The 20,701-nt window shown below is 62.8% G+C and carries 18 protein-coding genes and 1 tRNA gene; 14 read left to right on the top strand and 5 right to left on the bottom strand.

Going from position 1 to position 20,701, the window contains the following annotated elements:
* Positions 1–4: 4 nt before the first annotated feature.
* Positions 5–907, bottom strand: a complete 903-nt coding sequence (efeU, locus tag BH682_RS20795) for an iron uptake transporter permease EfeU (protein WP_058037265.1) — start codon at positions 905–907, stop codon at positions 5–7.
* Between the two features lie 140 nt (positions 908–1,047).
* Here efeU and BH682_RS20790 point away from each other — a divergent pair, with 140 nt between their 5' ends.
* The 6 genes from BH682_RS20790 (at position 1,048) to BH682_RS20765 (ending at position 5,792) form a co-directional block, all read left to right on the top strand.
* On the top strand, positions 1,048–1,860 hold the full coding sequence (locus BH682_RS20790; protein WP_087503791.1) for a lytic transglycosylase domain-containing protein: 813 nt from the start codon (positions 1,048–1,050) through the stop codon (positions 1,858–1,860).
* Between the two features lie 284 nt (positions 1,861–2,144).
* On the top strand, positions 2,145–3,431 hold the full coding sequence (eno, locus tag BH682_RS20785; protein WP_063316804.1) for a phosphopyruvate hydratase: 1,287 nt from the start codon (positions 2,145–2,147) through the stop codon (positions 3,429–3,431).
* 176 nt (positions 3,432–3,607) lie between these two features.
* On the top strand, positions 3,608–4,177 hold the full coding sequence (locus tag BH682_RS20780; RefSeq protein WP_231915783.1) for an FtsB family cell division protein: 570 nt from the start codon (positions 3,608–3,610) through the stop codon (positions 4,175–4,177).
* Entirely contained in the window at positions 4,174–4,719 is a 546-nt protein-coding gene (locus BH682_RS20775) for a DUF501 domain-containing protein (RefSeq protein WP_003946286.1), read from the top strand. The genes BH682_RS20780 and BH682_RS20775 overlap by 4 nt, the downstream gene beginning before the upstream one ends.
* Entirely contained in the window at positions 4,716–5,681 is a 966-nt protein-coding gene (locus tag BH682_RS20770; RefSeq protein WP_063316806.1) for a Ppx/GppA phosphatase family protein, read from the top strand. Before BH682_RS20775 ends, BH682_RS20770 begins: the two co-directional genes overlap by 4 nt.
* A 34-nt stretch (positions 5,682–5,715) precedes the next feature.
* A tRNA-Leu gene (locus tag BH682_RS20765) sits at positions 5,716–5,792 on the top strand.
* Positions 5,793–5,885: 93 nt separating this feature from the next.
* Here the strand turns inward: BH682_RS20765 and BH682_RS20760 are convergent.
* From BH682_RS20760 to BH682_RS20745, 3 genes are all read right to left on the bottom strand, one after another.
* Entirely contained in the window at positions 5,886–6,572 is a 687-nt protein-coding gene (locus tag BH682_RS20760) for a hypothetical protein (protein ID WP_007728826.1), read from the bottom strand.
* Positions 6,573–7,516: 944 nt separating this feature from the next.
* Entirely contained in the window at positions 7,517–7,711 is a 195-nt protein-coding gene (locus tag BH682_RS20750; protein WP_007728824.1) for a hypothetical protein, read from the bottom strand.
* 289 nt (positions 7,712–8,000) lie between these two features.
* On the bottom strand, positions 8,001–8,678 hold the full coding sequence (locus BH682_RS20745; RefSeq protein WP_007728823.1) for a TerD family protein: 678 nt from the start codon (positions 8,676–8,678) through the stop codon (positions 8,001–8,003).
* A gap of 296 nt (positions 8,679–8,974) precedes the next feature.
* Between BH682_RS20745 and BH682_RS20740 the strand changes: the two genes are divergently transcribed.
* The 8 genes from BH682_RS20740 to BH682_RS20705 all read left to right on the top strand — a co-directional run bounded on the left by BH682_RS20740 (position 8,975) and on the right by BH682_RS20705 (position 19,355).
* The gene (locus tag BH682_RS20740) at positions 8,975–11,278 is read left to right on the top strand and encodes a putative bifunctional diguanylate cyclase/phosphodiesterase (RefSeq protein WP_223304408.1); all 2,304 of its coding nucleotides are present in this window, start codon (positions 8,975–8,977) and stop codon (positions 11,276–11,278) included.
* A complete protein-coding gene (locus BH682_RS20735; RefSeq protein WP_083954701.1) occupies positions 11,271–13,661 on the top strand; it encodes a putative bifunctional diguanylate cyclase/phosphodiesterase in 2,391 nt (796 codons plus the stop codon). The genes BH682_RS20740 and BH682_RS20735 overlap by 8 nt, the downstream gene beginning before the upstream one ends.
* A 46-nt stretch (positions 13,662–13,707) precedes the next feature.
* Positions 13,708–14,559 (top strand): SDR family NAD(P)-dependent oxidoreductase, encoded by an 852-nt coding sequence (locus BH682_RS20730; RefSeq protein WP_030536264.1) that lies wholly within the window; start codon positions 13,708–13,710, stop codon positions 14,557–14,559.
* Positions 14,560–14,562: 3 nt separating this feature from the next.
* Positions 14,563–15,468, top strand: coding sequence for a TIGR03619 family F420-dependent LLM class oxidoreductase (locus tag BH682_RS20725; protein WP_050657062.1), 906 nt, complete (start codon positions 14,563–14,565; stop codon positions 15,466–15,468).
* Between the two features lie 68 nt (positions 15,469–15,536).
* Complete coding sequence (locus BH682_RS20720) at positions 15,537–16,223, top strand: nitroreductase (RefSeq protein WP_003943290.1); 687 nt, start codon at positions 15,537–15,539, stop codon at positions 16,221–16,223.
* A 73-nt stretch (positions 16,224–16,296) separates the two neighbouring features.
* A complete protein-coding gene (locus BH682_RS20715) occupies positions 16,297–17,433 on the top strand; it encodes a class I SAM-dependent methyltransferase (RefSeq protein ID WP_007728811.1) in 1,137 nt (378 codons plus the stop codon).
* A gap of 194 nt (positions 17,434–17,627) precedes the next feature.
* Positions 17,628–18,479 (top strand): Bax inhibitor-1/YccA family protein, encoded by an 852-nt coding sequence (locus BH682_RS20710; RefSeq protein WP_190287587.1) that lies wholly within the window; start codon positions 17,628–17,630, stop codon positions 18,477–18,479.
* A gap of 120 nt (positions 18,480–18,599) precedes the next feature.
* Entirely contained in the window at positions 18,600–19,355 is a 756-nt protein-coding gene (locus BH682_RS20705; protein WP_075833959.1) for an enoyl-CoA hydratase/isomerase family protein, read from the top strand.
* 66 nt (positions 19,356–19,421) lie between these two features.
* Here the strand turns inward: BH682_RS20705 and BH682_RS20700 are convergent, their stop codons facing one another.
* Positions 19,422–20,639 (bottom strand): acetyl-CoA C-acetyltransferase, encoded by a 1,218-nt coding sequence (locus BH682_RS20700; RefSeq protein ID WP_019744600.1) that lies wholly within the window; start codon positions 20,637–20,639, stop codon positions 19,422–19,424.
* Positions 20,640–20,701: the final 62 nt, after the last annotated feature.

The following is a 20,701-nucleotide window of genomic DNA, read 5'->3' as shown; positions in this document are numbered from 1 at the left end:
CCTCTCAGGATTTTTCGGGAACGTGTGTGTCGTGCGCGGGCGGGGCCGTCGGCTCGGTTGGCTTCGACGGAAGGGGACGCAGGAAGAGTGCTAGGACGACTACGAGGTAGACGAGCCATGCGACGGCTTGCAGGACGGTCGGGTCCGGGCGGAAGTTGAAGATTCCGGCGAGGACGGTGCCGTACCAGGTCGACGGGTCGTAGCCGGGTGTCAGGTTGAACGCGAGATTCGAACCGCCCGGCAGGACGTTTCCGGTCTGCAGAGCGCGAACACCGTACGAGAGGATTCCGGCGGCTACGACGATGAGGAAGATCGCCGTGTACCGGAAGAACGTCGTGAGGTTGAGACGGAGGGCGCCGAAGTACATGGCGACGGTCAAGACGGCGGCCAAGAGAATTCCGAGGAGCAGTCCGACCAGCGGCCAGGAGCTGCCGGCGGTGTTCTCTGCGTACCCCACCATGAGCAACGCTGTCTCGACGCCTTCACGACCGACCGCGAAGAATGCCAGCGACAAAATGGCGACGGGTCCGGCAATGAGCGCCTTTTCCATCCCCGCCTTGAGATCTCCGGAAATGTTCTTCGCTGCCGTACGCATCCACAGGACCATGATCGTGACGATGACGACGGCGATCAGGGAGGCAACGCCCGCGATGATCTCTGCGGTCAGGCCGTCGACCGTCGACGTTCCGTAGTGGATCGCGAAGAAGATGATCGCCACCATCGCGACGGCGATCGCGACGCCGAGCCACACCCATTTCAGTGCGTCCTTGCGCTGCGCCTTCACGAGGTAGGCGGCGAGAATCATCACCACGATGCCCGCTTCGAGGCCTTCGCGCAGACCGATCAGGCCACTGCCGAATAACTGGGTGGCAACTGATGGTGTGCTCGCGGCAGCGAGTACCGACACGGGCACGGGCGACTCCTGACAGGAAGGGTGTAACAGCTTCGGACAAGTTCGTGAGGCTAGGCCAGCCTTAACTCAGAAGAAGATACTCCATCATCGACGGCGAACCATGCCCTCACCTGTACTTTTGCTGTTCTTTACCAATGGATTCGGGAGTAGTTCACTCGCATGTGGATGATGGAGGGGTGTACCGAACTCCCGTAGCCCGCAGAAGTCCCCGGCGTCTCTCGCGAGCCGTAGCAGCAGTAGCTGCCGGAACAGCTTTGCTGGGCGCAGGCGTCGTGGCTTGCGGATCGAACGAACCGAAGGTTGCTATTCCCGAGGGCATACCCCCAGGTACCGGCTCTCCGACGCCGCCGATCGACATCAATGCTCCCGGCCGCAGTGCTGATCAACTCGCCGACTGGGCAGCGGGATTGTCGGACGACATCGGGATCGGGACGACGGCACTCGAGGCCTACGGGTACGCCGCCGCGGTGATGGCCGAGACGCTTCCCGGCTGCGGAATCGGGTGGACAACTTTGGCCGGTATCGGCAGCGTCGAGAGCCGCCACGGGACCTACGACGGCTCGTCGGTCGACGCGTTCGGCCAGGTTGCTCCGATCATTCGGGGAATCCCTCTCGACGGTGGCCCGGGAGTTGCCGAGATCCCCGACACCGACGGCGGGGCGATGGACGGCGATCCAGTGCACGACCGTGCGATGGGGCCCATGCAGTTCATCCCCGAGACGTGGCTCAAATGGGGAGTCGACGCCAACGGCGACGGCCGGGTGGACCCCGACAACATCGACGACGCTGCCCTCACGGCCGCCCGCTACCTGTGTGCACGCGGGGGAGACCTCACTTCCGCTGCCGGATGGCAGCAGGCACTGATGGCGTACAACCTCTCGGGCGACTATCTCGCGCTCGTTCGTGATCGTGCGTCGGCGTATTCAGTCGGGGTACGGCCGGACTGACGGTGATCGATCCGCAGGTCGGACCCGTGACCGCGCGTCGGCGTATTCAGTCGGGGTACGGCCGGACTGACGGTGATCGATCCGCAGGTCGGACCCGTGACCGCGCGTCGATAAAGAAGCCTTCGGCCCGTGCGGTTAGGCTGTGTGCTGGCACTACAGAGGTGCTGGCACTGCAGAGGCCCAGCCGCGATCGTGGTCCTCTTTCGACCGGAGGGGTCGGAGCCCAAGTGTCAAGCACGCAGAGCGTGCCCCAATGCGAAGCCCATTCGAAGGAGAACCACACAGTGGCCAGTATTGAGCAGGTCGGAGCTCGCGAGATCCTTGATTCCCGTGGTAACCCCACGGTTGAGGTCGAGGTTCTGCTCGAAGACGGAAGTTTCGCCAGGGCTGCGGTGCCGTCCGGCGCTTCGACGGGTGAGCACGAAGCCGTCGAACTGCGCGACGGTGGCGCACGCTACGGCGGAAAGGGCGTCGAGAAGGCCGTGGAGGCTGTGCTCGGCGAGATCGCTCCTGCCATCATCGGCATCGACGCAACCGAGCAGCGCACGGTCGACCAGGCGCTGCTCGACGCGGACGGCACCCCGGACAAGTCGCGTCTCGGCGCAAACGCTCTGCTCGGTGCCTCGCTTGCCGTGGCTCGCGCCGCCGCCGAGTCCTCGGGCCTCGAGCTGTTCCGCTACGTCGGTGGCCCCAACGCTCACGTTCTCCCTGTCCCGATGATGAACATCCTCAACGGTGGCGCGCACGCAGACACCGGCGTCGACGTCCAGGAGTTCATGGTTGCTCCCATCGGCGCACCGAGCTTCAAGGAATCGCTGCGCTGGGGCGCCGAGGTCTACCACTCCCTGAAGTCGGTTCTCAAGGAGAAGGGCCTCTCCACCGGTCTCGGCGACGAAGGCGGATTCGCGCCCGACGTCGCAGGCACCAAGGAAGCACTCGACCTCATCACGATCGCCGTGAGCAAGACCGGCCTCAAGCTGGGTACCGACGTCGCGCTCGCTCTCGACGTCGCTGCCACCGAGTTCTACACCGACGGCACCGGCTACAAGTTCGAGGGCAAGAACCGCACCGCGGCCGAGATGGCGGCGTTCTACGCCGAGCTCATCGACGCCTACCCGCTCGTTTCCATCGAGGATCCGCTCGACGAAGACGACTGGGACGGCTGGGTCGCACTCACCGATCAGATCGGCAACAAGATCCAGCTCGTCGGCGACGACCTCTTCGTCACCAACCCCGAGCGCCTCGAAGAAGGCATCGTCAAGGGTGCGGCCAACGCACTCCTGGTGAAGGTCAACCAGATCGGCACCCTGACCGAGACCCTCGACGCCGTCGATCTCGCTCACCGCAACGGCTACAAGACGATGATGAGCCACCGTTCCGGCGAGACCGAGGACACCACCATCGCCGACCTCGCGGTTGCCGTCGGCAGCGGCCAGATCAAGACCGGTGCTCCGGCACGCAGCGAGCGCGTTGCCAAGTACAACCAGCTGCTGCGCATCGAGGAAAACCTCGGCGACGCAGCACGTTACGCCGGCGAGGTTGCGTTCCCGCGCTTCGCTTTCGAGGCCTGACGGAAATCTAAGATTCAGTAGTGTCTGCACAGCGCGGTAAGCCACGATCCCCCGGCGGAAGTCCGGGGGGTCGTGGTTCCCGTCGTGGGGACACACCGTCGCGTGCGCGTCGGGACAGTGCCCGACGCCCACGCGTGTCGGAACCTTCGGTAGATCCGGAAGCAGTCGATTCCGCTGTGACAGGCCCCGCGCAACCGGGGGTCTCCGCCGAGAAAGCGTCGGCGCGAGGGTCGAAGTCGGCCCGGGGGAAGAGCGGAACCAACAAGTTCTGGTCTCGGCTTCCGAAGTCGGACAACACCATTTTCGGCTTGTCCACCAGTCGGGCAGTTGTGCTCGCGATGGTTGTGCTCATGCTGGCGCTGACACTGGCAGTGCCGCTCCGTACTTACATCAGCCAGCGTTCGGATGCCGCGCAGGTGGCGGCCGAACGTCAGGTACTCGAGGAAGAGCTGCGAAAGCTGCAAGGGCAGAACGCGCGCTTCGACGACCCTGCGTACATCGAAGCTCTTGCACGAGAACGCCTTCGGTACGTCAAACCGGGCGAGACCCCGTTCCAGGTTCAGCTTCCCGGTGACTACAAGGAACCCGAGAAGAAGCAGGAAAAGGAAACACCGCTCACAGGCCCGTGGTATCGCGATCTGTGGCAAACGATTTCGGAACCGCCAGTGGTTCCCGAGACGACGACACCGGCCCCGATGCCGTTGGCGCCGATAGAGCCAGAAGAACAAGGAGTACCCACCGGGTGAGCAACACGTCCGAAAATTCCCCACAGGTTTCACAAGCGGATCTCGACGCCGTTGCCGCTCAATTGGGCCGTGAGCCACGCGGAGTGATCGAGATCGCGTACCGCAGCCCGGACGGTCAGCCGGGCGTGGTCAAGACCGCCCCCAAACTTCCGGACGGAACACCGTTCCCGACGTTGTACTACCTCACGGACCCGCGACTGACTGCCGAAGCGAGCCGTCAGGAATCCGCCGGCGTCATGCGTGAAATGACCGAACGCCTGACCCAGGATCCGGAACTTGCCGCGGCCTACCGACGGGCATACGAGTCGTACCTTGCCGAGCGGGACGCGATCGAATCTCTGGGAACCGACTTTGCCGGCGGTGGAATGCCGGATCGTGTCAAGTGCCTGCACGTGCTGATGGCACATTCGCTTGCCAAGGGGCCCGGCGTCAACCCGCTCGGTGACGAGTCCGTCGCGTTGGCCGGTCACGGAAAGCTGCGCGGCACTGCAATTCCCGCGGACTGGCCTGGCATCGACGATGCCGACAACACCGACCGGTGACTCGCCGTGTCGCCGCAGTCGATTGCGGTACCAACTCCATTCGACTGCTGATCGCGGACGTCGGCGCCGACGGTCGTCTGGTGGATGTCCGGCGCGAGATGCGCGTCGTGCGACTCGGTCAAGGTGTTGATGCGACAGGGACATTCGCGCCCGAGGCCATCGAACGCACCCGGGTCGCGCTGGTCGAGTACGCGTCGATGATCGCCGATGCCGGAGCAACCGCCGTTCGCATGGTCGCCACCTCGGCTACTCGCGACGCTGCGAATCGGGAAGAATTCTTCACGATGACGCGGGACGTGCTCGGCGCGGTGGTTCCCGGATCCGGAGCAGAGGTCATCACCGGCGACGAAGAGGCGCGCCTCTCGTTCAGCGGTGCTGTGGGAGAACTCGATCCGTCGGAGGGCCCCTTCGTGGTGGTCGATCTCGGCGGCGGATCCACCGAAGTTGTCCTCGGCGACACGTCGGGCGTCCAGGCTGCGTACTCCACCGACATCGGCTGTGTGCGCGTCACGGAGCGGTGCTTACCGTCGGATCCGCCTACAGCAGAGCAGGTTTCCGAGGCGACGGCTTTCGCGACCACGAAACTTGCCGAGGCGTTCGAGGCCGTACCCGTCGAGAAGGCGCACACGTGGGTGGGTGTCGCTGGAACCATGACGACGCTGGCCGCGATCGCGCAGGATCTTCCGGAGTACGACGCCGAGAAGGTGCACCTGTCGAGGATTTCGTTCAATCAACTGTTCGACGTGTGCGAGCGTCTCATTGCTATGCCTCGGGTTGATCGTGCTGCCTTCGGCCCGATGCATCCGGGGCGGGTGGACGTCATCGGCGGCGGAGCGATCATCACCACGGTGCTGGCTCAAGCGTTCGAAGCCAAAGCCGGGATCACCGAACTGGTTGTCAGCGAACACGACATACTCGACGGCATCGCGATGTCGGTAGCTCAGACCGACCCGATAGTCTGATCCCTGCCGCACCCGACCCGTCGGGTGCGGCAAGGCCCCCATAGCCCAATTGGCAGAGGCAACGGACTTAAAATCCGTCAAGTGTCGGTTCGAGTCCGACTGGGGGCACCACGTAGATCCTCCTGCACATTGAATCGAAAAACCCCGCTCGTCCTCTTCGGGCGGGCGGGGCTTTCCGTGGAGCAGCGACTGACCACCAAGTGGCTACTGAGCCCAGACGGTCGTCCCTGCAGGAGCATTCAGCGTGTTGACGAGATCGATGCCGGCTACGACAGCCGCGCCGCCGCCGCCGAGGATCGTTCCGGCGACACCGCCGATTCCGGCGCCTGTTGCGAGGCCACCCAGGCACAGTGCCGCGGCGACGGGGAGTCCGACGATGGTCAAGCCCAGCGGAGCGCCGACAGCGCAACCGATTCCGGCGCCGACGATGGTGCCGAGCAGGCTGCCGACCTGAGTGCCGAGTCCGAGTTGGCTCTGGAAGTGCGCAATCGCCCGATCATTCTCCTCGGGCGAGGCGACGGGCGTCCATTCCTTTGCCGCAGGCGCACTCTCGGGTCGAGGTGTTGCCTTCGCAGAATCGGTGATCGGTGTCAGCGTGAGGGTCTTACCGTCTTCACTGATCGTGCGATCGAAGGGGAACTGTAGATCCCCGAGGTTGTATGCGAGAGGCAGGGAAACAAGGTCGGCTCCCTTGCTGTCCTGCAAGACGACGGACTTGCCGTCGCCGGACACCTTGAACAGCCCGGCGTCGATGGTGGTGACGATCGACTTGTCGACGACCTTCGCTTCGTAATTCACGTCGGTCGACGGATCAGCTGATGCGATCCCTGTTGATGCTCCGACTGCAGCGACCGCTAGAGCAGTCACAGCCGCCTTCTTGAAGAAACCCATAGTTCAACCCCGTGTTCGCCTGCGTGTGCTCGCAGAAACTCGACAACTTCGGACATTGGTAAACCCCCGACAAAGCCTTCGTATTAAAGCAGACCGAAGTGACGGAAGGGATAGTTGCGCTCGGGCCGACCGGAAGCGGCCGGTGCAATCGAATGTGCAGCGTGCAGTACCAACTTGTCGAACATGTGTGCGAAAATGTGGAGATGCGGTTGACCGAGCAATCCCCGGACTGCTGCCCCAACGGACACCGGCTCACGGCGAACACATGCCTTGTCGGTTGGGAGGTCTGCGGGTGTGCCTCGACGGAGAATGGCGGACACAGGACCCATTACTGCAGGCGATGTGGTGAAACTGTCCGGACGCCGGAGTGTGTCGGCGTGGATCCGCAGAAAAGTCGGTGGAGTTGAAGTGCTGTTACGTTGTGTTTCAAAGAGATTCGCGAGAGCCTCACCCGGCGGATCGGTGCCGGGTGAGGCTTGTGGATCAGGTAGGCGGGGCGACGGGTGCGTCGCTGCTTCCTCCCGAGCTCCCGCTCGACGAGCCGGTGCCGAACAGTAGGCCGAAGAAGCCGGAGATTGCGCCGAAGAAATCGAACATGGGCGAGCCTTTCGCGAGGACGAATGCGGTCACGACAAGTGGCCGACTTGTGGTGGTGTTCAGAGAAGTTCCGTCGACATTGACGGTAAAGGCGTCGGACGAAGGCCGACTGCCGGATGAAATGTACGATTCGTCCCGGTTTGATACAAGTCTTTCCCGAGTAACAGTTACTTGAGGCTTAAATTATCGGCGGGGCCTGCCTGATCTGGGGTGCCCTGCCTGCTTGGGTGGGGCAACCAGGCAGGGCAGTGGTTGGCCGTCCCTCTCAATACCGACCTACGGCGAACCATCGGCGTTGAAACTACCCACAGTTCGTGACGTGCGCCACTTACGTACCGGTACCTTCGTTAGCCGAGGTCGGACGTTGCGGCGAAGGCGGTCGTCGACGTCCCCGCGGGGACGTGGTTCATCGAGAAATCGCGGTCCCGATCAGGGTTGACGACGCTTGCCAACAGGAGCATGGCGGCGACAAAGAGAACTCCTGCGGCGAGGTAGGCGATTCTCACGGGCAGGCGCGGGCGTCGATCTGAATTCGTGGACATTCACGTTCTCCATCGGTGCATGTTGGACGAACGCCTAGTTTAACGATCAACTAATGAAAGGGTGCGAACAGTGACGCAAGATACGAAAAGGCCCTCGATCTCGGGGGAAATCGAGGGCCTTTCCGGTCGAACGTCGGCGCCGCCAAGCACATAGCGTCACCGACCCACTATCGGTGTCGAGCGTGACCCCTCATGTCCGACCCCACTTCTCGACACTATCCAGTAACTTGCGACATTGTGGATGATTCGGACATTGTCATTCGGATGGGGGAGATCCCGTCCGCAGCCCCTACTTTCGTCCGGCAGCCCATTTCATTCCCCAGTTGTAGGCCCGATCGAGATCTGACTGACTGCCGTTGATGTACTGAACTTCACGGGTCACCGTCACGCCCTGACCTGAACTCTGGATGAGAGCGATCGCGCACAGTCGCTCCTGGTTGCTGGCGGAGTCGAGTCGCACTTCCACCTCCGGCCCGTTGGTGGGATACAAGGTGACGACGCCGTCCACCGCCGCCCAGTTGGGAGCGCCGTCGTAGATCATCGCGAAGATCAGGATTCGCCGGAAAGCGCTTGGGTCACCAAGATTGACGTGCATGTTCTCGCCGCCGGTGTTCGCACCACTGCGGTCGTCGCCGTCGAGGGAGATGTAGGGCGGAGAAGTCAGTGAACCGAAACTGTTACCCAAGGCCTGAACTACTCCCTTGGACCCGTCGGCAAGTTCGTAGAGGCATCCGAGGTCCAGGTCGACCGCACCAGAGCCTGCGCCGGCGAGCTTGGCGAGAAAACCGGTCTTCTTCGGTGGTGCCCCCTGTGACCAGTTGAGGTTCACGCGCATATTGCCTTGTCGTTCACCCGCCTTCGCGAGGTTGACCGTCGGCGCCGATTTTGTGAGCGTGATCTTGCTCAGGCTGACCGGTGCTTGCGACGGAGTGGACTCGCCGGAACGTCGGGTGTAGTCGATTGCCATCGTGATAGTCCTTGTCTGAACTCGAATGAGTCCGATCGTGTTACCCGTCGAGGAATCTCCACCGACGTGATCGGCGATCTCCGGCCATTGTCCCTCATGTCTGATTTCAACCCATAGGCATCAAACTTGCGGCGCCAACTTGCGGCAGACCAGCAGTTTGCTGATTACTGTGTCTGTGGGCAGACGCGACTCCGAAATAGGGTGGACGCACTGGTTGACACGGCAACGTCCAATTACGGAAGAATTGCTGAGTCGGACGTCCGATTCAATTGCGTCGTGGGAGCGGGAGGTAAGTGATGCCAGTCCTGTCGCTTCTGCAACCCCGCCAGAGAGAAAGACTGACGCCCGCCCAACGTGATGACGTAACTCGTGAGCAGATAGCCGTTACCTTCGGCGTGCTGCCATGGGCCGCTGCCGTCCACCTCGTCGTCACACTCGGGCTGACGTTGTATGTGATTCCCCCGGACGGCGGACCGCTGCCGCGTGTGTGGCCATTGCTGTCCGGCGTGATCGGGTTGGTGGGGATGTGCGTGGGTCTCGCCATTCATTTCAACCTGATCACACCCACGTACCGGATGTCCTACGCGTTTCTCATCGTCGAATTTGCTGTAGTCGGGATCCTGTATTCCTCGCTCGCCCTGGTCCTGTACCCGATCCTGGACGATTCCGGCGATCTGATCCTGATAGCGGTCACCACATCGATCACCGGTGCCGGAGCCGTGGCCACCGCGATGTTGCGAGTGGTGGGGGTCACCTGGGTCCTGTCCAATCTGATAATCCTCGGGGTGGCATTCTGGCTTCAGCCGGGACCCGAGTTCGAACGAATTCTCATTGGAATGATCGCCTATGGCGCGGCTCTGATCGGCGGCACGATAGTGGTCTCGGGCAACCTGGAATCTCGCTATCGAGCTGAATTGAGCGCCGCGTCGGAACGATCGGTCGTGCAGATGCTTCTCGAAGACTTCGAAGGCAACGCCGGGGACTTCGTGTGGGAGACGGACCAGAAAGGCAAGTTCAACCGAATCCCGACGCGGCTCGCGGTCGAAGCGGGGCTGGACTCCACCGAGTTGCAGGGAACGGCGTGGCAGGACCTGTTCATGGAGTTGGGCACCCTACGGATCCCCGGCGGGATCGATGCGCTCATGGAGTTGCAGCAGGCCCGCCACACGAAGACCGCATTCGTCGACGTGCTCGTTCCGGTCCGAGTTCACGGTGAAATTCGGTGGTGGCAGATCTCCGGACGCCCGCGCCCCGGCCGTACACCCGACGAGTTCGTCTGGCGAGGAGTCGGTTCCGACGTCACGGAAGTAAAACTGCAGAGTGACGAGATCGTGCGGATGGGTCGTGTGGACGCACTCACCGGTATGCCGAACCGGCACAGCTTCTGGACCGAGCTCGAGCGACTGCTGCGCGAGCCGTACACAAGCGAAAGTGGTCTCGCGTTGGCCATGCTCGACCTCGACAACTTCAAGTCGGTCAACGACACACTGGGACACACCGTTGGCGACGCGGTTCTGCGAGAGGTCGCGGATCGCCTGTCCGAAGCCGGCGGGGTGTCACAGTTGTTCGCACGTCTGGGGGGAGACGAGTTCGCGGTTCTTTTCACCGATGTGGGTGACAGCTCACAAGTTCGTACTCTGCTCGGCCGCTACATCGAAACTCTGCACGAGCCGATCACAGTGGCCGGTACGCGGTTGGAGATCGGATGCAGCATCGGGTACTACCTCCCCGACGAGCTGCCGTCCTCCGCCGACGAGATGATGGGCGCTGCGGACCTGGCCTTGTTCGCGGCAAAGGAATCCGGGCGCGGGGCCGTACGTGAATATCGAGACTCGATGAAGTCCGTGGCCGATCGGCGGGCCCGCCTACTCGAAGATTTGGGAAACACCGTCGCGGAGAAGGACCTCGAACTCGAGTTGCTGCCCAGGATCGACGTGCTCTCCCGCGAGATCGTGGCCGTGGAGGTCCGCGTGGTCTGGCACAACGCCCGGCTCGGAGCTGTGACGTCCGCGGAATTCATGAGCGTCGCAGACGACACCGGTTTGGCGTACTCACTAGGAACGACCGTCTTCGAGCTGGCGTGCGAGGCGGCGTCGTGCCTTCCTGATCACCTGCGGGTAGCCGTCGCGGTATCGACGCGTCAGCTCGAATCGGATTCCTTTGTCGACTCGATAGGGGATTCGCTTCGACGATCAGGTGTCAGTGCACATCAGCTCGAGCTCCAACTCAACGAATCATCGGCGATCACCGACGAGTCCAAGTTTGCGTTGCACGCCATCGCGGACATGGGAATCGCGCTGACCGTGGACGAGTTCGGCGCCGGATTCTCCTCGCTCGCATCACTGTCCGGCCTTCCGTTCACCCGAGTCCGGATAGAGCGCTCCATTTCGGGTGCAGTGCCTGGTGGACGGTCGATCCTCGAAGCTGTCGTGGATCTGGTCGACGCGTTGGGAATGGAGGTCGTCGTCTCGGGAGTCGACGGTGAGGAGGACTTGAAGTCCGTGGCCGCTGCAAGGGTGAGGACTGTTCAGGGATACATCGCCGGCGGAGCCATGTCGGTCGACGCGGTCGCAGCGGCGGTAGCAGGCCGACGTGGGTGACCCGGCAGTACTCCGTAGGCGTCGCGTCGGGACGTCGGTGCGCAAACTCGGTCGCAGCGGCACGGAACAACACCTCTCGGATTACGATCGCCGTCGCCTACTCGATCGACGACTGCGGTTCACCGCGCGCGTACTGCCGTGGTCGTTTCTGACCGCGGCGGTTGCCTTGTCAGCGATCGTGGTGCTTCTGCCGGTGGATGCCGGATGGTTCACCTTCGCCTGGTCGAGCGTCATGCTGTTGTCGAGCGCTGGATTCAGTGTGTATTGGCTCCGGCGCTCGCGTCTCGGCGTCTCCGAGTCCCAGACCACCGAACTGGTGGTACTCACAGTCGAAATCATTGTCTGGGGAGTGCTCCTGGCGTGCTTGGCTCTCGTTCTCTTCCCGATGCTCGATCCTCGTGACGAGTTGGTACTGAGCTCGACCTTGATCGGTGGGATCGCGGTCGGCGTGTTTCCCACCATGATGTTTCGCGGAATCACTGTGGTCTGGATCAGCCTGGTGGGAGTCGGGTTGGCCGGGGCGTTCTGGACGGAACCGGGCACATCGCGTTTCGTGCTGATCGGGGTGCTGGTCGTCTTTGTAGGTTCGCTCTACAGCGGAACTTTGCTGTTGGCCAAACTTTTCGAGAGACGGCTACGCGCCGAACTGATAGCCGAGGACGAACGAGATCTCGTCGAATTGTTGCTCAACGATCTCGAAGACGGAGCACAGGATTGGCTCTGGGAGACCGATTCGCGCGGTATCGCCAGTACCGTGTCGTATCGATTCGCCGAGCAGGTCGGTTTGCCGGCAGCGCAGATTCGGGGCCGCACAATGCACGAGATCCTGATCGGGATCGGTGCGTCCCGAACAGATGTGGGCAGGAAGTCCCTTGATCTCCTCGCCGCGAATTTTCAAGCCGGGACGGCGTTTCGGGACCTCACCATGCAGGTCGTCGTACGGGGCGATACTCGCTGGTGGTCGATGTCAGGTCACCCGGGCAGTGGCGATGGGGCGACCTACGGGTGGCGCGGTGTCGGATCCGATATCACGCACTCGTATCACCAGCGCCAGAACATCTTGCGATTGGCAGAGATCGATTCGTTGACCGGTCTCAGAAATCGGTACAGCTTCAACGCTCAACTGTCTTCGCGGATTCGGGACGGACACAGGGTGTGGCTGGCAATTCTGGATCTGGACAACTTCAAGTCGATCAACGACCGGTTGGGACACCACATCGGAGACGACGTGCTTCGCGATGTTGCCGGCAGACTGCACAGCGTTCTGCGATCGAACGAGATCTGTGGCCGACTGGGGGGTGACGAGTTCGCCATCGCCTTCGACGACCTAGCCTTCGACGACATCGGGAGTGCAGATGAGGTGGAGAAGAGATTCCAAACGATTCTCGACTCATTCGAACGACCATTTTCACTGGTCGGCAACCAGATTCGCATTCGTGCCAGTCTGGGGTACGGCTCGATGCCCGACGATGCCGACAGCCTCGAAGACCTGGTGATTGTCGCGGACCTCGCGCTTTACCACGCAAAGGAGAGCGGTCGGAACCAGATTCGCGCCTTCGATGCGACTTTGCGGGATCGTGCGACGGGTAGGGCCAGGGCATTGTTGGATCTTCGTCGTGCGTTGATCGACGAAGAGTTCGAGTTGGTTTATCAGCCACAGGTCTCGGCCGCGACGGGAGTTGTTGTCGGGTTCGAGGCTCTGCTGCGGTGGAACCATCCGACTTCAGGTCTCGTCTCGCCGGGAGACTTCATTTCGGTCGCCGAGGAAACCGGCTTGATCGTGCCGATCGGTGCAGGTGTTCTGAGGGCTGCCTGCACGGCGGCGACAACGTGGCCGGAGGACATTCGGGTTGCCGTCAACGTTTCTCAGGTGCAACTGCGTTCGAGTCGATACGTCGACTCGGTACGCCGGACACTGATCGAGGTGAACCTCCACCCCAGCCGACTCGAGATCGAGGTGACCGAATCGTTGGTCATCGACGACGCCGACCGAGATGTGTTGGTACAGCTCTCGGCGCTCGGCATCGCCATTGCGATGGACGACTTCGGCACAGGGTTCTCCTCGGTTGCCAGCTTGGCCCGGCTGCCGCTCGATCGGTTGAAGATCGATCGGGCGTTCGTCGCACCGCTGGACGCGGATCCCTCGAATTCGAGGTTCGCTGTCTTGCGAGCCGTCATCGCGATTGCCAAGTCTCTGGGGCTGGACACCGTCGCCGAGGGCGTGGAGACGGAGAGGCAGCGCGCGATAGTGACCGAGTGCGGATGTGACGTGATCCAGGGGTACCTCGAGGGAATGCCGATACGGGCAGCCGAGATTCCGCGCTATTTGAATGGGCGACTCGGCGGTTCGAGCAGGTGGGGTGTCGCGGCTACCACTGAGTGAGAACTTTGCGCCCGTTTTGCCGTTCGATGTGTGACGGTACGCCGAAGTGCTTCACATCGAACTGCAGAAGGGTGTCTTCGTGGTGGTCGGATCGGCGTACTCCCCAGGGCCGATGTTGGTGGGTAAGAAGGCAGTGGTCACAGGCGGTTCCCAGGGAATCGGCGCAGCGATTGTTCGAGCATTTGCATCGCATGGCGCGTCAGTTCTGGTTGTCGACGTGGCTCCTCTTGGCGACGTCGAATTCGACTCGGCTGCAGGTGGTTCGATCAACTATCTCGAGTACGACGTGCGGACGCGGGAAGTCCCCGTCGCGTTGACCGAGTTCGCGCCGGACGTCCTGGTGAACAACGTGGGTCATTTCCTGAACCCGCCGACAGAGTTCACCGGTACGGATCCCGGTTTCTGGTCCGAGGCCGGCAGCATCAATTTCGATCACGTCGTGCGTCTGACCCATGCCCTGCTTCCCGGCATGATCGACCGCGGTTTGGGTGGATCGATCGTGAACCTGACGACGGTGGAGGCGCATCGAGCGATCCCGGGCCACACGATGTACTCGGCATACAAGGCCGCGCTGACACAGTTCACCAGGAGCCTTGGTGTGGAGATCGGTCGAACCGGAGTGCGCGTCAACGCCATTGCCCCGGATCTGATCGAGTCGGTACAGGTGCCGTATCGCACGATCGTTCCCGCCGACGACTGGGACAAGTGGCCGGGGTGGGCACCGTTGGGCGGACCGGGCCAGCCGGTCGACATTGCCGGCCCCGCACTGTTCCTGGCTTCCGACCTGGCGAGATACATCACCGGAACCGTGATCCACGTCGACGGCGGCTCGCACGCTGCCGGAGGCTGGTTCCCCACAGAAGAGGGTGGCTGGACCAACCGGCCCCGAAAGGCTTGACACATGACAACTTTCAGTCTGAACGTTCCCAACTTCGGCACCACTCTCGCGGAGGACTCCTACGCGAAACTCGTGCAGGTCTGTCAGAACGCGGAAGCTGCCGGCTTCGACCGGGTCCTCGTCACCGATCACGTGGTGATGGGCTCGGACAACTCGGCGTACACGTGGTCGGCGTTCCCCACCGAGCCCGACGCCAACTGGCTCGAGCCGCTGACCGTCCTGGCTTTTGTTGCCGGACAGACGAAGACAATTCGCTTGGGGACCGGAATCGTCATCGCGGCGCTGCGCGGGGGAGCGGTACTGGCCAAGACGGCCGCGACACTCGATCTGCTCTCCGGGGGCCGACTCGACCTGGGCGTCGGAACAGGTTGGCAGGAACGTGAATACGAGGCGGCAGGTATGGACTTCGGTAAAAGGGGACCACTGCTCGACGACGCTCTCGCAGTGTGCCGGGCCCTGTGGAGTTCGGCGCCGGCGAGCATCGACACCCCTCGTCTGAAGTTCGACGACGTGTACTGCGCGCCCCGTCCGGCCGCTGGAATCCCGATCTGGGTGTCCGGTTCGCTCTCCAAGGCCGTTGTACGACGCGTCGCAACCTGGGGTGACGGGTGGATTCCGATCATGGGTGCCGCGGACGACGACCTACGTGAAGGGATCGACGTCATCGGCAAAGCGATGGCGGATCTCGGACGCGATCCAGCGGAATTGCAGGTCCGTGGGCGACTGACCGTCGTACGCGGGTCCGACGGTTCGATCGACCTCCCTGCGACGATGATCGGCGCCGAGCAGCTGCTCGAATCCGGTGCCACCGATGTGCTGGTTGCGCTGGCAGCAGTAGATCCGGATCCGGATGCGGCGATGGCAGAGTTCGGCGAGCTGGTGTCGGCGTTCGCAAAGGTGACCCGCTGACGATTGCGTCGAGGCGGTAGTTCTATCGTGCGAAGTGTTGTAGTGCAGCCTGATCGAGGAGAGAACACATGACCGAGAGCATCGTCGTGGATACGAGCCTGGAAGCGTTGCTCGACGCCCGGATCAGCTGCCGCGCCTACGAGGACCGTCAGGTGCCACGTGAGGTGATCGAGGAGATCCTTCGGCTGGCGCAGAAGACGCCGTCGTGGTGCAACACGCAACCGTGGCAGGTCGCGATCACCGAAGGGGAGGGCACCGAGCGATTCCGCGCCGGCCTCGGTGAGTACGTGATGGCCAACGCCCAGGAGTCGGACTTCGAGTTCCCGCGCGCGTACCAGGGCATCTACAAGTCGCGTCGGTTCGACTGCGCGATGGCGCTGTATTCGAGCGTCGGAATCGAGCACGGTGACCGCGCCGGATCCGCGGCACAGACGATGAAGAATTTCGAGCTCTTCGGCGCTCCCCACGTCGCGATCATCACCACCGACGAGGCATTGGGCACCTACGGCGCAGTCGACTGCGGGTTGTACGTGAACAGCTTCCTGCTCGCGGCCCAGAGTCTGGGGGTCGCCACCATTCCGCAGGCGGCGCTCGCGGGCAGCTCCAAGTTCATTCACGAGCATTTCGGTATCGACGACACTCGCAAGGTTGTCTGCGCGATCTCGTTCGGATACCCCGACGCCGACCACCCGGTGAACGGATTCCGCACCGAACGCGAAACCGTCGACAACGTCGTGCAGTGGATGTCGAACTGACAGGGATGTCGAACTGATCACCTGCTGGTCGGGGGATTGAGTGTTGCGTAGTTCCACCTGAAAGACTGGTGGCATGTCCGACACACCCGAACTGTTCGATCGTCTGCGCCGATTCCCCGATGTCGAGGCACCCAATCTCTTTGCCGTCGATGCGGCTGATCGTCTGATCCTCGACGAGGCCGCCGACGCTCTTGCCGCGGCACCGGCGGGCACCGTCGTCGTGATCGGCGATCACTACGGTGCGCTGACTGCCGGTGTTGCGCTCGTGCACGGAATCGCCGCCGTGCGCGTTCACCAGGATCCGCTCACCGGAGAGCTGGCCCTCGCGAACAATGCGCGCGAACTCGGATTCAGTGACGCCTTCACCTCGCACGGACTGGACGAGGAGTTGCTCAGCGGCGCCCGCGTCGTGCTCATGCAATTGCCGCGTAGCCTCGCCGAACTTGCCGAGATCGCCCAGCTGATCGCGCTTCACGCCGACCCGGCGGTTCGTGTCTTCGCCGGTGGGCGTGACAAGCACATCACCCCGGCGATGAACAAGGTTCTCGGCGAATCGTTTTCCGACGTCAGCGCCTCGCGTGGGCGTCAGAAGTCCCGCGTACTCAAGGCTTCGGAACCGAAGCCCGATGTTGCTATCACGTTCCCGGTGACCGAACGCCTCGACGAATTCGACCTCGACGTCGTTGCTCACGGCGCAGTGTTTGCCGGTGCGAGCCTGGACATCGGCACCCGGTTGCTCCTGGAGAACCTCGGAAAGATTGCGGTCGATCCGCTGAGCGACGTGATCGACCTGGGTTGTGGCAGCGGCATTCTCGCGGCGGCGATCGCGCGGAAGTTCCCGGACGTGCACGTGATCGCAACGGATCAGTCCTCGGCAGCCGTCGCTTCGGCTCTGGCGACCGCGTCCGCAAATGGCGTCGGCGATCGAGTGAGCGGCCTGCGCGACGACGCCGTGAGTTCGTTGCCCAGTGCGAGCGCGGATCTGGTTCTGTTGAACCCGCCGTTCCACGTCGGCGCGGCGGTCCACACCGGCGGAGCACTCAAGATGTTCGAAGCTGCCGGCCGTGTCCTGCGTCCCGGTGGCGAGTTGTGGACTGTTCACAACGCGCATCTGGGGTATCGCGAACCGTTGAAAGCCGCGGTGGGTCCGAGCGAGGCGATGGCGAAGAACGCGAAGTTCATCGTGATGAAGTCGGTCAAACCGTCCTAGTATCGAAAAGGGACGAGTGTCGAAGAGTGTTGATCTTCCGGAAATGCGCCGGGAACTACAACCGAAGCTTCGACGTTGTAAATTACGAGTGCTTTACTTTTAGTCAGGTACACGGACCGTGTCGGAAACTCGGATCCGTCCGGCGAACCCGCGACGCACCCGTCGTAGGCCACCACGATGAAGGGATGATCACGGTGCGCACCACCAGCAACCCGGTGTTCCGCAATCTGCCCAAGCAAGAGGGCAACGGATACGCCTCGTTCGGATCTGCGACGGCGGGCGCCTCGCAGGCAACCCAGCAGTTCGGTCAGCCGCAGTACGCTCCGGCCGAGCCGTACCAGACCGGTCCCACCTCGCGGGCCATGACGATCGACGACGTCGTCACCAAGACGGGCATCACGCTCGGTGTGCTGACGATCTCGGCACTGGTGTCGTACTTCCTGGTCAACAACAACGTCGACCTCGCAGCCCCGCTGGTCATCGGCGGCGGTCTCGTCGGCCTCGTTCTGGTTCTGGTCGCTACGTTCGGCCGCAAAATGGACAACCCGGCAATCGTGTTGGCGTACGCCGTCGCCGAGGGTCTGTTCCTCGGTGCGCTGTCGTTCATGTTCACTGATATTCAATTCGGTGGCGTCGGCGGATCCGCACTGATCGCGCAAGCAGTCCTCGGAACGTTCGGCGTGTTCTTCGGCATGCTGGTCGTCTACAAGACCGGTGCGATCCGGGTGACACCGCGTCTGACGCGAATGATCATCGGCGCATTGATCGGCGTTGTCGTTCTGGCCCTCGGTAACCTCGTCGCGAGCTTCTTCACCGAGGGCGGACTGGGACTGCGTGACGGCGGAACGCTCGCCATCATCTTCAGCCTCGTCTGCATCGGCATCGCAGCCTTCAGCTTCCTGCTCGACTTCGACGCCGCTGATCAGCTGATCCGCGCACAGGCGCCCGAGAAGGCAGCCTGGGGCGTCGCATTCGGCCTCACCGTCACCTTGGTCTGGCTGTACGTCGAGATCCTGCGTCTGCTGAGCTACTTCAACAACGACTAGTTCTCGAGTCGATCCGTAACACGAAGAAGGGCCCCGCGAGGGGCCCTTCTTTTGTCGTCTGTGGACGGTTACGGTGCTTGGATACCTAGCAACTGCTTGGTTTGGAACGAAGGGGAGCGAATGTCGACAAACACCTCTGAACCCATCCTGGTCGCGGATGCCGGAGCAGTGCGAACGCTGACCTTCAATAATCCGAGTCGCCTGAACGCATTTGATGCAGCCGGTTTTCGAGCGTTCACCAAAGCGCTCGACGACGCGGCGTCGGACGAAGCCGTGGCCGTGGTGATCGTCGAGGGCGCAGGCAAGGCATTTTCCAGTGGCGTCGACCTACGCGCACTCGCCGAACCAGGCGCAGACAACGCCGACTTCGGCCACGCATTCGCGCCGCTGATCGTCGCGCTGGTGGAGTTCCCGAAGCCATTGATCGCCGCGGTACACGGCGCTGCCGTCGGCATCGGCCTGACCATGCTGCTTTACTGCGACGTCGTCTACGTTGCCGAGGACGCACGTCTGCGTGCACCGTTCACTTCGCTGGGTACAGCTCCCGAAGCTGCCAGTAGTTGGTTGCTGCCCAAGGTGATCGGAACGCAGCGAGCCGCCGAGCTGATCCTGTCGGCCCGGTGGCTCAGCGGCGTCGAAGCTGCCGCCTACGGACTGGCGACAGCCGCCGTGCCGGCCGACCAGGTACAGGCACGCGCCCGCGGGAGTGCCGAGCAGATTGCCGCCAACGTCGGACCGGCAGTCCTTGCCGCCAAACGACTGCTCCGTCACGGATGGGCGGACGAAGCTCGCGCTGCCGTGCAGCGTGAGGACGACGCTGCGCGAGAGTTGATTCGCGAGTTGGGGAGTTTTGCTCGGAAGTTCACGACTTCCTGAAACACGACCACACGAAAGCGGCCGCCCGGCAGAAGCCGGGCGGCCGCTTTCGACGTGCTCAGGGGATCAGCTGAGGCGCTCGATCACCATTGCCATGCCCTGTCCGCCGCCGACACACATGGTCTCGACGCCGAAGGTCTTGTCCTGCTCCTGCAGGTTGTTGATCAGGGTGTTGGTGATACGGGCACCGGTCATACCGAAGGGATGACCCAGCGCGATCGCGCCACCGGAGATGTTGAGCTTGTCCTCTTCGATGCCCAGTTCGCGAGCGGATCCGAGGACCTGCACTGCGAATGCCTCGTTGATCTCGAACAGGTCGATGTCGGAGATCGACTTGCCGGCGATCTTCAGGGCGTTCTTGACGGCCTGGATCGGGCCGAGGCCCATGATCTCGGGGGACAGGCCCGAGACGCCGGTGGAGACGATGCGAGCGAGCGGGGTCAGGCCGAGTGCCTTCGCCTTGGTGTCGGACATGATCACCAGTGCGGCTGCGCCGTCGTTGAGCGGGCAGGCGTTGCCGGCGGTGACGGTGCCGTCGGGGCGGAAGACGGGCTTGAGGCCGCTGATGCCCTCGTAGGTGGTGCCGGCGCGGGGGCCGTCGTCCTTGGAGACGACGGTGCCGTCGGCGAGCGTGACGGGCGTGATCTCACGCTCGAAGAAGCCGCGAGCGATGGCTTCCTCGGCGCGGTTCTGGCTGCGAACTGCCCAGCGGTCCTGGTCTTCGCGGGTGATTCCGGTGGCGGAAGCGACGTTCTCCGCGGTCTGGCCCATACCCAGGTACACGTCGGGGATCAGGCCCTCTTCGCGAGGATCGGTCCAGGCGACTCCACCTTCGGCGAGCTTGGCGCTACGGGCCTGCGCTGCGTCGAAGAGCGGATTCTTGGTGTTGGGGAGGCCGTCGGCGTTGCCGGTGATGAAGCTGGAGACGGACTCGACGCCGGCGGAGATGAAGACGTCGCCCTCGCCTGCGCGGATGGCGTGCAGCGCCATGCGGGTGGTCTGCAGCGAGGAGGAACAGTAACGGTTGACCGTGACACCGGGGAGGAAGTCGTAGCCGAGCTGGACGGCGACGACGCGGGCGATGTTGAAGCCCGACTGACCGGCGGGCTGGCCACAACCGAGCATGAGGTCGTCGATCTCGGTGGGGTCGAGCTCGGGGATCTTTGCCAACGCGGCGGCAACCATCTGAGTTGCGAGGTCATCCGGGCGGATGTCCTTGAGCGAACCCTTCATTGCGCGGCCGATGGGCGACCGTACTGCTGAGACGATTACTGCCTCGGGCATGAAAACTCCTTTTGTGTACTGCTCGAGGGCGGCTTGAAACGCCGTCGAGCAGGGCAAGTTGA

The sequence above is a fragment of the Rhodococcus sp. YL-1 genome (genome assembly GCF_001942025.1).
Taxonomy (GTDB): Bacteria; Actinomycetota; Actinomycetes; order Mycobacteriales; family Mycobacteriaceae; genus Rhodococcus_F; species Rhodococcus_F qingshengii.
This window is presented reverse-complemented; position numbering and strand designations above follow the sequence as displayed.

Coding starts and splice junctions, on each gene's coding strand:
- BH682_RS20790 (WP_087503791.1), top strand. CDS start 1,048: ATGGATTCGGGAGTAGTTCACTCGCATGTGGATGATGGAGGGGTGTAC.
- BH682_RS20760 (WP_007728826.1), bottom strand. CDS start 6,572: ATGGGTTTCTTCAAGAAGGCGGCTGTGACTGCTCTAGCGGTCGCTGCA.
- BH682_RS20750 (WP_007728824.1), bottom strand. CDS start 7,711: ATGTCCACGAATTCAGATCGACGCCCGCGCCTGCCCGTGAGAATCGCC.
- BH682_RS20745 (WP_007728823.1), bottom strand. CDS start 8,678: ATGGCAATCGACTACACCCGACGTTCCGGCGAGTCCACTCCGTCGCAA.
- BH682_RS20740 (WP_223304408.1), top strand. CDS start 8,975: ATGCCAGTCCTGTCGCTTCTGCAACCCCGCCAGAGAGAAAGACTGACG.
- BH682_RS20725 (WP_050657062.1), top strand. CDS start 14,563: ATGACAACTTTCAGTCTGAACGTTCCCAACTTCGGCACCACTCTCGCG.
- BH682_RS20720 (WP_003943290.1), top strand. CDS start 15,537: ATGACCGAGAGCATCGTCGTGGATACGAGCCTGGAAGCGTTGCTCGAC.
- BH682_RS20715 (WP_007728811.1), top strand. CDS start 16,297: ATGTCCGACACACCCGAACTGTTCGATCGTCTGCGCCGATTCCCCGAT.
- BH682_RS20705 (WP_075833959.1), top strand. CDS start 18,600: ATGTCGACAAACACCTCTGAACCCATCCTGGTCGCGGATGCCGGAGCA.
- BH682_RS20700 (WP_019744600.1), bottom strand. CDS start 20,639: ATGCCCGAGGCAGTAATCGTCTCAGCAGTACGGTCGCCCATCGGCCGC.